Raw genomic sequence first — 12,927 nt, forward strand, 5'->3', positions numbered from 1 at the left:
AACTTGTCTTAAAGGTAGGCAAAATTCCGCCACACTATCTAGCGAGTATAAATATTTTTTTGCTACTTGTGACCTCAGACATTGACAAATGGCTAATAACAAATAACTAATAACTAATGACCAATGACTAACTAATACAATTCTTGGAGAGGCTGCGCCAACGGCTTGTCTACGAGACGCTTTGAGCGCAGTCGAAACTCAGTACAAGTGACCAATGACCAATGACTAATGACTAATGACCATGAAATTACTAATTAGCAACGATGACGGCATTTCTGCTTTGGGTATTCGTACCCTAGCCAACTACTTGGCAGAGGCTGGCCATGATGTGAGTGTAGTTTGCCCAGATCGAGAGCGATCGGCAACTGGACACGGGTTAACTTTACACCAACCCATTCGCGCCGAAATTGTTGAAGGGATTTTTCATCCTGCTATCAAAGCTTGGGCTTGCGATGGTACGCCTTCAGATTGCGTCAAATTGGCGCTGTGGGCTTTACTGGAAACTCCCCCAGATTTGGTTCTCTCTGGTATTAATCAAGGTGCGAATTTGGGAACTGAAATTCTGTATTCTGGCACTGTTTCTGCGGCAATGGAAGGTTTAATTGAAGGCATTCCCAGTGTAGCGCTGAGTCTTATAAGTCACACATCTAAAGACTTTCAAGCTGCTGCTAAGTTTGCCACAGTTCTCGTAGACCAGTTAGCCCAAAAACCGCTGCCAGATTTAATGTTGCTCAACGTCAATATTCCTGCGGTCAAATGGGAAGAAATTGCCGGAGTTACTCTCACCCGTCAAGGCCTACGGCATTACATTGATGTATTTGATAAACGAGTCGATCCTCGTGGAAAAACGTACTACTGGTTAACCGGAGAGGTAATTGAGGATGTAGAACCCCCAACCGGATCAAATCTGCCTCAAAATGTACCGTTAGATGTGCATGTTGTACGTAAAAACTACATCAGTATAACTCCGTTACAATACAATCTTACTTATGCAACTGGATTAGATAAATTATCTGAGTGGGAATTCGATTTTCCTGGAATCATTTGATTTATCAGGGAAAAAATGAGGTTATTCAAATGCATCACGGAAAAAGTAGGCTATAACGTAGGGGCACTCTTGAAATAACCGATACACATTCACCCCAAAACCTGGGAAATTCTCACTGACGTATTTCATTCACATTTACACAATCAGCCAGAAACAGGATATGCTGTTTTACCAAGAAATCCTCCCTCTAGCAAAATCGGAGAGACAGCATAAACTTAGACAAAATAAGTAACAATTCTTTCATTTATCGCCCGCTCAGTCCAGCAAGCAACACCCATGTCTAGGATAGAGAATCAATTTACCGTACAATTTTGGGGCGTTCGCGGCAGCATCCCCAGCCCAGGGCCAAACACTGTTCGTTACGGCGGTAATACCCCTTGCATATCAATGCAAGCGGGCGATAAACGCTTAGTTTTCGATGCTGGCACGGGACTACATGTTTTGGGGCAATCTCTGTTGCGCCAAATGCCGTTAGAAGCTCACATATTTTTTACCCACTCTCACTGGGATCACATGCAAGGTTTTCCCTTCTTTACGCCAGGGTTTGTGAAGGGGAATGACTTTCATATTTACGGCGCGATCGCACCTGATGGTTCTACCATAGAACAGCGCCTCAACGATCAAATGTTGCACCCGAACTTTCCCGTACCCTTGCAAATTATGCAAGCCAATTTAAATTTCTACGATGTTCGGCCGGGGCAACCAATCCACATCGATGACCTGATCGTAGAAACAGCACCTTTAAACCATCCAGGTGAAGCTGTCGGATACCGCGTCAACTGGCGTGGTGGTGCAGCTACTTACATCACTGATACCGAACATTTTCCCGATCGACTCGATGATAATGTGTTGTGGCTAGCTCGTAATGCTGACATCTTAATTTACGATTCTACTTACACAGACGAGGAATACCACTCGCCAAAATCCCCGAAAATTGGCTGGGGACATTCTACCTGGCAAGAAGCGGTAAAAGTGGCACAAGCTGCTAACGTCAAAACTCTGGTGATTTACCACCACGACCCCGCGCACGATGACGACTTTTTGGATCGTGTCGGCAAAGAAGCCGCTGAAAAATTTCCTGGTGCTATTATGGCACGGGAAGGATTGGTACTTCAGGTTCCGACCTCAGTTGTCTTATCAGAATCTTTTCCTGTTAGCAAGTTGTCTTCCTAAAGATTGCGATCGGAGGAATTGGAGATTTTAGATTAGATTGGTGATCAGAGGCTTTCAGCGCTCCTGAAGGCGGTTTACCATAGGGTAGCTTCCTGCTGAGAGCTAAAATAAACCTAAAATCTCAGAATCCACGTGCTAAATTTGTCTAAAAATGGGTGTTCTGTGCGGGTTGCTTTTTCTAGCGTTGGGCTACTAACGCCGACTGCTGTTGCCCTTGGCAAGTTTGATGGCGTTCATCTTGGTCATCGAAGGGTAATTCAACCAGTCTTGCACACTGGTCACTTGTCAGGAGCTAGTAGTCCGCACTCAAAGGGAAATCAACTGACAAATCAAGAATATACCTATTCAACAGTTGTCACCTTTGATCCCCATCCACAGGAGTTCTTTACAGGGCAACCCCGGACTTTGTTAACGCCACTGGATGAAAAAGTCCAACAATTGCGATCGCTTGGGGTAGAACAATTGGTACTACTACCCTTTGACAAAGAATTGTCTGCGTTGACCCCCGAAGAATTTGTCGAAAAAATTCTCGTGCAACAACTGCGATGCCAGCGAATTAGCATCGGGCAGGATTTTTGTTTTGGCGAAAAGCGCAGTGGTACTGCTCAAGATTTGCAATTACTCGCCGCCAAGCACAATATTCCCGTTACCATCGTTCCCTTACAAACTTATACAGGTGAATCGCCCATCGAAAGTAGTTGCGTCAGTACTACTCCAACTCAAGATGCCCGCATTAGCACTTCATTGATCCGCCAAACCCTTGAGCAGGGAGATATCGAAAACGCAAATCTATTACTAGGACGCCCCTACACCCTCCTTGGTGATGTCGTCCAAGGTCAACAATTGGGCAGAACAATTGGCTTTCCCACCGCCAACCTCCAATTACCAAAAGACAAGTTTTTGCCTCGCCAAGGAGTCTACGCTGTCCGTGTTTTCACTCCCGATGAAATAACAGATACCGCTCCTAGTGAGAACTTGGGCGTAATGAATATCGGTAATCGCCCAACTGTAAATGGTACTTATTCATCTGCGGAAGTACATTTATTCGATTGGTCAGGTGATTTGTATGGCAAAAAACTGGTCGTGCAGCTAGTTAAATTTTTGCGCCCCGAACAAAAATTTCCTTCTCTCGAAGCCCTGAAAACACAAATTCAACTTGATTGCGTTATTGCTAGAGAAGTTTTGAGTGCTGGAGTGCAAAGTTAAAAGTTAGCAGTTAGGAGTTAGGAGTTCTGAGTGGGAACAATGTATTTAGGGAAATTGGGCATAGGGCATTGTGAGAACTCTTCCCTCATTCGCCCCATTCCCCGCTCCCCACTCCCTATTCCCCATTCCCCGCACCGCATGAGAGAAAAAATTGACGCTTTAACACAAAATCTGGCTCTTACCATCGTTGGCAAAGCTGAGGCAATACGTTTAGTGCTAGTTGCCTTGCTAGGTGGTGGTCATGCCCTGCTAGAAGATGTCCCTGGTGTTGGTAAAACCCTACTCGCTAAATCTTTAGCTCGTTCACTGGATGGGAAGTTTCAACGGCTACAATGTACCCCTGATTTACTGCCAACTGATATTACTGGCACTAACATCTGGAACCCAAAAAACGGCGAATTTACTTATCTTCCTGGGCCAATTTTTACCAATATTCTCCTAGCTGACGAAATTAACCGCGCTACACCCCGCACTCAGTCAGCTTTACTAGAAGTTATGGAAGAACATCAGGTAACAGTCGATGGTGTCTCTCGTGCAGTTCCTCAGCCCTTTTTTGTAATTGCCACTCAAAACCCTATCGAATATCAAGGTACTTTTCCCCTGCCGGAAGCGCAAATGGATCGGTTTATGTTGTCGCTGAGTTTGGGCTATCCTTCTGAGGCAGAAGAACTTCTGATGCTGCAAAATCTTCAAAATGGTGTCAAAGTTGCTGATTTACAGCCTTGTATTACCTTGGCAGAAGTACAGGAATTGCGTTACCTCTGCTCTCAAGTAAAAGTAGCACCCTCGTTGCAACAGTACATCCTCGAATTGGTACGAGTAACACGGCAAGATGAGGAAATAGCCCTTGGTGTTAGTCCGCGTGGCACATTAGCATTACAACGGGCTGCCCAAGCGCTAGCTTTTCTATCAGGGCGTGATTATGCCATTCCCGATGATGTGAAATTTCTCGTCCCTCATGTTCTTTGCCATCGCCTGATTCCTAGAGGAGGACGGAATGCAAGAACTGTTGTTGAGCGATTATTGCGATCGGTTTCTATTCCTTAAGGTAACGTGAGTTCGATGAACTCAAAAACCGCTATCCGAGGTGGTGGTAACTGCATTTCTTGCTGAGGAAAATATTTTTTTACGCTTTTACTCCGGTTTTTTCTGCGTCAGTTTGCACATTGCGTATCAATTCATCCAAACTATCAGGGAAATTTCCTCGCACCGCCATTTTAGTAAATACCTCATAATATTCAGACTTAACTGAACTCAAGTTTCCTGAACCTGCCGGAATTTGGGCGTGTTAGGATCTCCTACAAAATCAGGTAGACAATAAATGAAAGCGATCGAAGTTACCGGCAGGATTGATTCTCAAGGAAACCTAGTTTTAGATGAGCCGATTCAGGGAAACACTTATCTTCATCAGGTTCGGGTAATTGTGTTAGTTCCAGAACCAGCAGAAACAGAAGAGGTTGACCCTGATGATACACCCGTTGAGGAGATTAAAGCTAGCTTGAGGAGAGCCTTACAGCAAGCAAAAGCTGGTCAAACTAGACCAATTAGCGAGCTATGGGACAGGATTGATGCAGAGTGATAATACGGTTTTAATTCGATTTTCTGATGAGTTTGAGCAGGAACTTTACAGACTATCAAAAAGATTTCGCAATATTCGCTCTGATGTTCAACCGATTATTGAGCAATTACAACAGGGGAGTTTGGTCGGCGATCGCATTGCGGGAATTGGTGAGGAATATGTTGTTTCTAAGGTGAGAGTTCGTAACAGTAGTATCCAAAAAGGTAAGAGTGCTGGATACCGATTGATTTATCAAGTTGAGTCACCTACAAGTATTTTGCTATTAACGATTTATTCCAAATCTGACCGAGAAGATATTGGTGCAAATGAAATCCGAGATATTGTGGCTGATTTTTCTAGTGAGTCAGGTTAAAACTACTAGAACATTTTCCTGGGCTTAGTCAGTGGTGCCCTGAATAGACATTTATATTACTGTTATCAATATGAAAAATGTGTTGCTTGACAAAACTACTTACACAAAATTTGAAACACTGCCAATACTGCGTAAGTCTTATGATTAGCACAAGCGCCACTTTTAAATATTTGGGAATGTGAGGAATGTCAATTTTTGTTAAGCGCAAGATCCGCGATGCCTACGGCGGGCTACGCCAACGCCAAGCACTACAGCCAAGCGCCGAACGTGAATTCAAACGCCAATTTTTCGGTTTACTTCTGGTAATTGTAACGTGGAGTTTAGCTATGGGCTGGCTTCTAGCCTTGGCAACTAATGCCCAAAGTGCGACTCCTCCCGCTGAAATTGGCACTGTTGACGTAGTACCTGCACAATACCAACTGGGGCAAGAACTGTATTTAGAAAACTGCTCCAGATGTCACATTGCCATACCACCAGCCGTTTTACCTACCCAAACTTGGAAAAATATCCTGCAAGACTCGCAGCACTACGGCGCACAACTCCAGCCTTTAGTCGATCCGCAACGCATCTTGGTGTGGAAATATCTTTCGACTTTCTCCCGTGTGCAGCTAGACGATGAAGAAACACCATATCGCGTCAATAACTCGCGTTATTTCAAAGCTTTGCATCCAGGAGTTGAGTTACCACGTCCCGTCCAAGTTGGCAGCTGTGTCAGCTGTCATCTTAGTGCTAATGATTACAATTTCCGCCGCCTGACATCACAAGAGGCAGAGGGGCAGAGGAGATAGGGGGCAGAGGGGAAAGATCCTGAGAAAGTTCCCCCTTGCTCCTCTGCTCCTCTGCCCCCCTGCTCTCCCATCTGGGGGCAAAATGATACTATGAAGAAAGAGTAAATATAAGATAAGAGTTCAAACCAATCATTTAATAAACTGATTGGCTAGTTTTTATCCTGTTTTTGAGGTAATTCTCATTTCACACCCATCCACGACCAAGACGTTTGGGCTGGGTTAAATGTTTATAATCAATGCCAACCCTTTAATTCCCATCCCCCTTGATTCAGTTCTATAACCTGCCATGCTAAAACTTTTGTTGGGCGACCCCAACGCTCGTAAGCTTAAAAAATACCAACCTTCTGTTACTGAAATTAACCTTTTAGAGGAAGAAATTAAGGTTCTTTCCGATGATGAGTTAAAAGGTAAAACCGTCGAATTTAAACAACGGATCGCTAAAGGTGAAACCCTAGATGACATATTGCCAGAAGCTTACGCCGTTGTCCGGGAAGCAGCACGGCGAGTCTTAGGCTTACGGCATTTTGATGTCCAACTTCTTGGCGGTATCATTTTGCACGTGGGGCAAATTGCCGAGATGAAAACTGGTGAAGGTAAAACACTAGTTGCCACCTTGCCAAGTTACTTAAATGCCCTTACTGGTAAAGGTGTACACGTCATCACCGTCAACGATTACCTAGCTCGTCGGGACGCTGAATGGATGGGACAGGTGCATCGCTTCTTGGGGCTGAGTGTGGGGCTAATTCAGTCAAGCATGACTCCTAGTGAACGCCAGAAAAACTACGACTGCGATATCACTTATGTTACCAACAGCGAGGTCGGCTTCGACTATCTGCGGGATAACATGGCAACATCAATGGCAGATGTGGTGCAACGCCCGTTTAATTATTGTGTAATTGACGAGGTGGACTCGATTTTAGTTGATGAGGCGCGGACACCACTGATTATTTCTGGGCAGGTGGAAAGACCTACAGAAAAGTATCTACAAGCTGCTGAAATAGCATTCACACTCAAAAAAGACGAACATTACGATGTGGATGAAAAAGCTCGTAACGTGCTATTGACAGACGAAGGGTTCGCAGAATCAGAAAATCTTTTGGGAGTCACAGATTTATTTGACCCAGAAGATCCTTGGGCGCACTTCATTTTCAATGCAATTAAAGCCAAAGAACTTTTCCTTAAAGATGTAAATTACATCGTCCGCAATGGTGAAGTAGTAATTGTGGATGAATTTACTGGTCGGGTGCTAGCCGGACGGCGTTGGAGTGATGGATTACACCAAGCAATTGAAGCGAAAGAACACGTCGAGATTCAGCCAGAAACTCAAACTCTCGCGACAATTACTTACCAAAATATGTTCTTGCTGTATCCAAAACTCGGTGGAATGACAGGAACGGCAAAGACCGAAGAACCAGAATTTGAAAAAATTTACAAACTCGAAGTTGCGGTAATTCCCACCAACCGCGATCGCAGACGCGAAGATTTGTCTGATATGGTGTTCAAGACAGAAGCAGGCAAATGGGGGGCGATCGCCAAAGAATGTGCCGAAATGCACCAACTCGGCAGACCTGTATTAGTGGGAACCACTAGTGTAGAAAAATCCGAACTTCTCAGCCGACTACTAAAGCAGTTGGAGATTCCCCACGAATTACTCAACGCCCGACCGGAAAACGTCGAACGTGAAGCGGAAATTGTCGCTCAAGCAGGACGCAAAGGTGCTGTTACTATTGCTACCAACATGGCTGGTAGAGGTACAGACATCATCCTGGGTGGTAACTCCGAATATATGGCGCGTCTAAAGCTGCGGGAATACTTTATGCCCCGGATCGTCATGCCAGAAGATGAAGATGCCTTTGGTGTGCAAAGAGCAGCCGGATTGCCTACAGGACATGGTGGTGGTCAAGGCTTTGTCCCTGGTAAGAAAGTCAAAACTTGGCGGGCTTCGCCAGAAATTTTCCCGACTCAGTTGACAAAAGAAACCGAAAAACTACTCAAAGATGCAGTAGAAATTGCCGTGCGTGAGTATGGCGATCGCAGTTTACCGGAATTGGAAGCAGAAGACAAGGTAGCTGTGGCGGCAGAAAAAGCTCCCATCGATGACCCTGTAATCCAGAAATTGCGGGAAGCATACAACCGCGTCAAGCAAGAATACGAACAATTTACTACCCGCGAACATGATGAGGTAGTGGGAATTGGGGGTTTGCACGTAATTGGTACAGAACGCCACGAATCACGGCGGATTGATAACCAGTTGCGGGGACGTGCAGGAAGACAAGGCGACCCTGGAACCACCAGATTCTTCCTCAGTTTAGAGGATAACCTACTGCGGATTTTTGGTGGCGATCGCGTTGCTGGGTTAATGAATGCTTTCCAAGTGGAAGAAGATATGCCCATCGAATCTGGGATGCTTACCCGCAGTTTGGAAGGCGCCCAGAAAAAAGTTGAAACCTATTACTACGACATTCGGAAGCAGGTATTTGAGTATGACGAGGTGATGAATAATCAACGTCGTGCTATTTACGCCGAACGCCGCCGGGTGTTAGAAGGTCAAGATTTGAAAGAACAGGTGATTAAATACGCTGAAAAAACGATGGATGACATCGTTGATTACTACATCAACATAGACTTACCCTCGGAAGAGTGGGAGTTAGAAAAGTTGGTTGAGAAAGTCAAAGAATTCGTCTATCTGCTAGCGGATTTACAAGCGAATCAATTAGAAGATATCACAGTCAGCGAGATTAAAGCCTTCCTCCACGAACAGGTGCGAATTGCTTACGACCTCAAAGAAGCGCAGATTGACCAAGTTCAACCCGGACTAATGCGCCAAGCTGAACGCTTTTTTATCTTGCAACGCATTGATACCCTGTGGCGGGAACACCTGCAACAAATGGATGCCTTGCGTGAATCGGTAGGATTACGCGGTTATGGGCAAAAAGATCCGCTGATTGAGTATAAGAGCGAGGGTTACGAACTCTTCTTGGATATGATGGTTAACATTCGCCGAGATGTGGTTTACTCGTTGTTCATGTTCCAGCCGCAGCCGCAGCAGATGGTGCAAGCTTCGTCTGAGATGGTGTAGTAGAGAATATATTACGCAGAGACGCAGAGGTGCAGAGAGTGCTTTTGCGTCTTTGTGTTTTAAGGCATCTCTCAAAAATATTTTGTTTTCAGGAGTTTGCTGAAATGGGTAAGCTGATACTACCAAATCTTCAGGGTAAGCGAATGGGGCAAGTAATAGTTACCCTCACTGTGACGAATCGAATTGATCGAGTTTTGGCACAGCGAGGCTTTATTTCTCCAGAGGAAGTTCGCTGTTGTCTTTTGGATGATGTTTTAGTTGATACGGGCGCAACTTTGCTGTGTTTACCTGCTAGCATTATTAGTCAACTAGGTTTAGTCCAAGGTGGAGAAGCCCAGGTAGAAACTGCTGCTGGAGTTAAGCAGGGGCGAATTTTCCGAGATGTTGAACTTAGTATTGCAGAGCGTCAAGGAACCTTTGATTGTCTAGAACTCACAGAAGTACCTTATGCCCTTTTAGGTGTAACACCAATGGAAGTTTTAGGGTTAGAACCAGACCTTAAAAATCGGAAGTTGCGGATTTTACCGATGAATTCTGAGCAAACTTATCTGAGTGTATTGTAAGCGATCTATGTTGATGCTGAAAGCAGGTACTCCCTTTTTCAGTAAAGTTAATTTCATTTGATAAGAAGAATATGAATTTATGCTATTTGTGTGGCAGGGAAATGTTTGATGAAAAAGTTTATCTTAAAAATAAAGATAAATTTAGTGAAGAACCTGCTTTAAAACATAAGGAACATATTATTCAAAATGCCTTAATAGGTAGGCTAAAACCCAATAATATACTTTGTAAAGCTTGTGGTAATAAATTAAATGATACAATCGATATAAATTTTGTAAATATATTCGCATCAATTACAGAAATATTACAAAAAAAGAATGTTCAGAAAGAGAGAAAAAATAACAGCCCAGAATTAAAAGGTCATTTTCTTAATAAAGAAACACAAGAAAAAATTAATGTTATTATAAAAGACTTGAAAGCGAGTCCAGTCAAGCCATACTACAAAGTTGACTATGAAAATAAAATAATCAAGATTTATGCTAATGAATCTATAGCAAAAAATTATAAAAATAGAGTTTTTAGTGAAGTTAAAAATCAAATAAATGATATCCAATTATACGAAATAAAGTACATAACAGATATATCATCAGAAAATGGGTCGCTTTTTTTGTATTTTACGGAAGGTATTGATAATTGCAATGAAAAATTATGTTTAGGTTTGAATAAGATAGCTACAGGGTTTGCGTATCATCACGGAGTTAGAAGAACAGATTTAGTCAGTAGTCTTGACATAACACAAGACAATGAAAAAATAATTTATTCCAAGAATGTAATTCCATTCTTTCCCATAGGGTGTTTTGATATATTTCTAGAGTTAAATCGACCTGAACTAGAAAGTTATTATCCTACCCATACTCTGATTCTATTTACACAGAAATATACCAATGATAAAAAATTACTTTACTGCTATATAGACCTTTTTAGTACATTTCAATTCTATGTCTTACTAAATGAGAACTATGAAGGTGATGATATACATAAAGAATATTACCAAACTGTACTTGGTCAGGAATTACCTGAAATAGAAATTAGAAAAATAAGGCCAAAGCTTTTAAATGTTATCATTGAAAATTTTAAAATAGACAGAAGTAAATACAAAGGTAGCTCAACTAATGATTTGTATGATTTTGTAGAAGAAGAATATAAAAAAATTCAGTTAAAATCCCAAATAAAGATTGATGATATATTGGTAAATATTGCAAATGATTTAATGATTTGTTATTCAGTTTCTCAAGTAAGTAAATTATCCAGTTTGCCTAATTTTCCCCTAAAAGATGTAATTAATAGTTTTAGAAATTTTAAAAGCTTACATCTTCAATGTTTTTTATCAGAAATTAAGCATTACTTAGATAAAAATAGCTATATCTTTAGAAGATATTTTTATGAGGATGATGGTAATGATGAAGTAGAAATTTTATCTACACCAGACGAAATAATTGCATCTTATAAAAAGAATGAGCTACCAATTAAAGCATACGGTTATAGGAAATTTCAGCAACTACAAAGTTTTGCTAATTCAACACCCAAAGAAGATATTTTGCACACTTTATACCAAAAGAAGCTTTACAGCCAGCCATTGAAGTGAGTGAAAAACATTTTGAGCAAGTTGATATTATTGATACTAATGAATGCTTCTGAAAAGGGAGATAGTAAGTTTTTCTCTATCATTAACTAGGCAACCAGAGACAAGCTAGCCTATAAAGTAGCTGATATAATATGAATAGCAGTCAAGAGGCCTGACCTTTTGAGATCGCGGAAGCTAGGTCTTCCCTTGACTGATTTTTATTGTCTAAGAATATAAAATAGCTATGTATTTGCTGTATACAGATTAATTAATGAAAAAGCTTTTATTTATCTGTAGCCAGAATAAATTGCGAAGTCCTACCGCCGAGGCTGTATTTTCTGAATATGAAGGATTTGAAACAGACTCGGCAGGTTTAGATCGCCATGCCGAAGTACCATTATCAACAGAGGCTATTCAATGGGCTGATATTATCTTTGTGATGGAAAAATCCCATAAAAATAAACTATCCAAAAATTTTCAGCCTTTTCTGAAATATAAAAAAATTATATGTTTAGATATACCAGATGACTATGAATATATGGAACCAGCTTTAATTGAGTTGTTAAAACAGAAAGTTTTACCTTTATTAAAAATAAAAAAATGAATATTCAAGAAGCTTTTAATATTGCCGCAGGAGATTACGATAACTTACGTCGTGTTTTAATTCCCTGTTTTGATGACTTTTACAAAACAGCCGTTGAAATCATCCCAGGTGATTGCACTGCACCGCTGAAGGTTCTAGATTTGGGTGCTGGTACTGGACTTTACTCAGGCATGGTTCAGTCGATATTCCCGAATGCAGAGTTCACCTTGTTGGACTTAGCCCCTGAGATGTTAGAGAAAGCTAAGTTGAGATTTAGCAAAATGGGTAAATCTCCCAAAATCTTAATTGGTGACTACATTGAGACTGATTTAGGTGATTCATATAACCTGATAATTTCTGCCTTATCGATTCATCATCTGTCAAATGTTGACAAAGAAATTCTTTATCAACGGATTTATGATGTTCTCAATCCTGGAGGGATATTTATCAACGCCGATCAAGTTCTCGGCAAAACCCCTGATTTAGAACAACTTTACCGTCAACACTGGTTAAATTCTGTCCGCGCGAAGAATATCTCAGAGGAGGATCTCAAAGCTGCACAAAAACGCATGGAATACGATCGCATGGCAACCCTGGATATTCAACTTAGCTGGTTAGAAGCAGCTGGGTTCCAAAATGTGGATTGTTGGTATAAAAATTTTAGCTTTGCTGTTTTTGGTGGTTATCGACCAAGTATTTAACTAAGTAAGTAGGTTCAAATAATTAGAAGAGGCTTTCGCAGAGAACCTTGCCGGGATGGCAAGGCTAAATTTGTGGATTAAATTTATTTTTTGTTTCTCCTCGCGTCTCCCGTACCCTTCGCTACATTACGCGCTAAATATAACTTAACAGCAGCAACATTTACTGATACAGGCTTTCAAAACACCTGGGAACCCAGTCGCTACCAAAAAAGCCCCAAAGGTCTGGTTACTGACTTTACTGGTGGTAAACAAGTCCTTCGATTATATCCTAAAGCGCCCAGAATGCGATATTT

At 41.8% G+C, this 12,927-nt stretch carries 12 protein-coding genes; all 12 read left to right on the forward strand.

Annotation, left to right across the window (positions count from 1 at the left end):
- The first annotated feature begins 241 nt into the window (after nucleotides 1-241).
- The 12 genes from surE to V7K61_RS01050 all read left to right on the forward strand — a co-directional run bounded on the left by surE (nucleotide 242) and on the right by V7K61_RS01050 (nucleotide 12,634).
- Nucleotides 242-1,048, forward strand: coding sequence for a 5'/3'-nucleotidase SurE (gene surE / locus V7K61_RS00995; RefSeq protein WP_099100611.1), 807 nt, complete (start codon nucleotides 242-244; stop codon nucleotides 1,046-1,048).
- Between the two features lie 276 nt (nucleotides 1,049-1,324).
- Entirely contained in the window at nucleotides 1,325-2,221 is an 897-nt protein-coding gene (locus tag V7K61_RS01000; protein ID WP_334718755.1) for an MBL fold metallo-hydrolase, read from the forward strand.
- 132 nt (nucleotides 2,222-2,353) lie between these two features.
- Entirely contained in the window at nucleotides 2,354-3,427 is a 1,074-nt protein-coding gene (locus V7K61_RS01005) for a bifunctional riboflavin kinase/FAD synthetase (protein WP_335050143.1), read from the forward strand.
- Between the two features lie 138 nt (nucleotides 3,428-3,565).
- Nucleotides 3,566-4,474: an AAA family ATPase gene (locus V7K61_RS01010; protein ID WP_335050145.1), complete on the forward strand. Its 909-nt coding sequence runs from the start codon at nucleotides 3,566-3,568 to the stop codon at nucleotides 4,472-4,474.
- A 274-nt stretch (nucleotides 4,475-4,748) separates the two neighbouring features.
- Nucleotides 4,749-5,006, forward strand: coding sequence for a type II toxin-antitoxin system RelN family antitoxin (locus tag V7K61_RS01015; protein WP_335050147.1), 258 nt, complete (start codon nucleotides 4,749-4,751; stop codon nucleotides 5,004-5,006).
- The gene (locus tag V7K61_RS01020; RefSeq protein ID WP_335050149.1) at nucleotides 4,996-5,358 is read left to right on the forward strand and encodes a type II toxin-antitoxin system RelE/ParE family toxin; all 363 of its coding nucleotides are present in this window, start codon (nucleotides 4,996-4,998) and stop codon (nucleotides 5,356-5,358) included. The genes V7K61_RS01015 and V7K61_RS01020 overlap by 11 nt, the downstream gene beginning before the upstream one ends.
- A gap of 185 nt (nucleotides 5,359-5,543) precedes the next feature.
- A complete protein-coding gene (locus V7K61_RS01025; RefSeq protein WP_335050151.1) occupies nucleotides 5,544-6,146 on the forward strand; it encodes a cytochrome C in 603 nt (200 codons plus the stop codon).
- Between the two features lie 286 nt (nucleotides 6,147-6,432).
- The gene (gene secA / locus V7K61_RS01030; RefSeq protein ID WP_335050153.1) at nucleotides 6,433-9,225 is read left to right on the forward strand and encodes a preprotein translocase subunit SecA; all 2,793 of its coding nucleotides are present in this window, start codon (nucleotides 6,433-6,435) and stop codon (nucleotides 9,223-9,225) included.
- 104 nt (nucleotides 9,226-9,329) lie between these two features.
- Entirely contained in the window at nucleotides 9,330-9,788 is a 459-nt protein-coding gene (locus V7K61_RS01035) for an aspartyl protease family protein (RefSeq protein WP_335050155.1), read from the forward strand.
- 101 nt (nucleotides 9,789-9,889) lie between these two features.
- Nucleotides 9,890-11,371: an HNH endonuclease gene (locus V7K61_RS01040; RefSeq protein ID WP_335050158.1), complete on the forward strand. Its 1,482-nt coding sequence runs from the start codon at nucleotides 9,890-9,892 to the stop codon at nucleotides 11,369-11,371.
- A gap of 250 nt (nucleotides 11,372-11,621) precedes the next feature.
- Nucleotides 11,622-11,954: a low molecular weight protein tyrosine phosphatase family protein gene (locus tag V7K61_RS01045; protein ID WP_335050160.1), complete on the forward strand. Its 333-nt coding sequence runs from the start codon at nucleotides 11,622-11,624 to the stop codon at nucleotides 11,952-11,954.
- Nucleotides 11,951-12,634, forward strand: a complete 684-nt coding sequence (locus V7K61_RS01050) for a class I SAM-dependent methyltransferase (RefSeq protein WP_335050162.1) — start codon at nucleotides 11,951-11,953, stop codon at nucleotides 12,632-12,634. The genes V7K61_RS01045 and V7K61_RS01050 overlap by 4 nt, the downstream gene beginning before the upstream one ends.
- The last annotated feature ends 293 nt before the right edge of the window (nucleotides 12,635-12,927 follow it).

It is taken from the genome of Nostoc sp., from assembly GCF_036918015.1.
Classification (GTDB): Bacteria; Cyanobacteriota; Cyanobacteriia; order Cyanobacteriales; family Nostocaceae; genus Nostoc.

What these genes read in the sequence shown, in the direction of transcription:
- V7K61_RS01025 (WP_335050151.1), top strand. Translation starts at nt 5,544, where the DNA reads ATGTCAATTTTTGTTAAGCGCAAGATCCGCGATGCCTACGGCGGGCTA.
- V7K61_RS01015 (WP_335050147.1), top strand. Translation starts at nt 4,749, where the DNA reads ATGAAAGCGATCGAAGTTACCGGCAGGATTGATTCTCAAGGAAACCTA.
- V7K61_RS01035 (WP_335050155.1), top strand. Translation starts at nt 9,330, where the DNA reads ATGGGTAAGCTGATACTACCAAATCTTCAGGGTAAGCGAATGGGGCAA.
- V7K61_RS01000 (WP_334718755.1), top strand. Translation starts at nt 1,325, where the DNA reads ATGTCTAGGATAGAGAATCAATTTACCGTACAATTTTGGGGCGTTCGC.
- surE (WP_099100611.1), top strand. Translation starts at nt 242, where the DNA reads ATGAAATTACTAATTAGCAACGATGACGGCATTTCTGCTTTGGGTATT.
- secA (WP_335050153.1), top strand. Translation starts at nt 6,433, where the DNA reads ATGCTAAAACTTTTGTTGGGCGACCCCAACGCTCGTAAGCTTAAAAAA.
- V7K61_RS01020 (WP_335050149.1), top strand. Translation starts at nt 4,996, where the DNA reads ATGCAGAGTGATAATACGGTTTTAATTCGATTTTCTGATGAGTTTGAG.
- V7K61_RS01010 (WP_335050145.1), top strand. Translation starts at nt 3,566, where the DNA reads ATGAGAGAAAAAATTGACGCTTTAACACAAAATCTGGCTCTTACCATC.
- V7K61_RS01040 (WP_335050158.1), top strand. Translation starts at nt 9,890, where the DNA reads ATGTTTGATGAAAAAGTTTATCTTAAAAATAAAGATAAATTTAGTGAA.
- V7K61_RS01050 (WP_335050162.1), top strand. Translation starts at nt 11,951, where the DNA reads ATGAATATTCAAGAAGCTTTTAATATTGCCGCAGGAGATTACGATAAC.
- V7K61_RS01045 (WP_335050160.1), top strand. Translation starts at nt 11,622, where the DNA reads ATGAAAAAGCTTTTATTTATCTGTAGCCAGAATAAATTGCGAAGTCCT.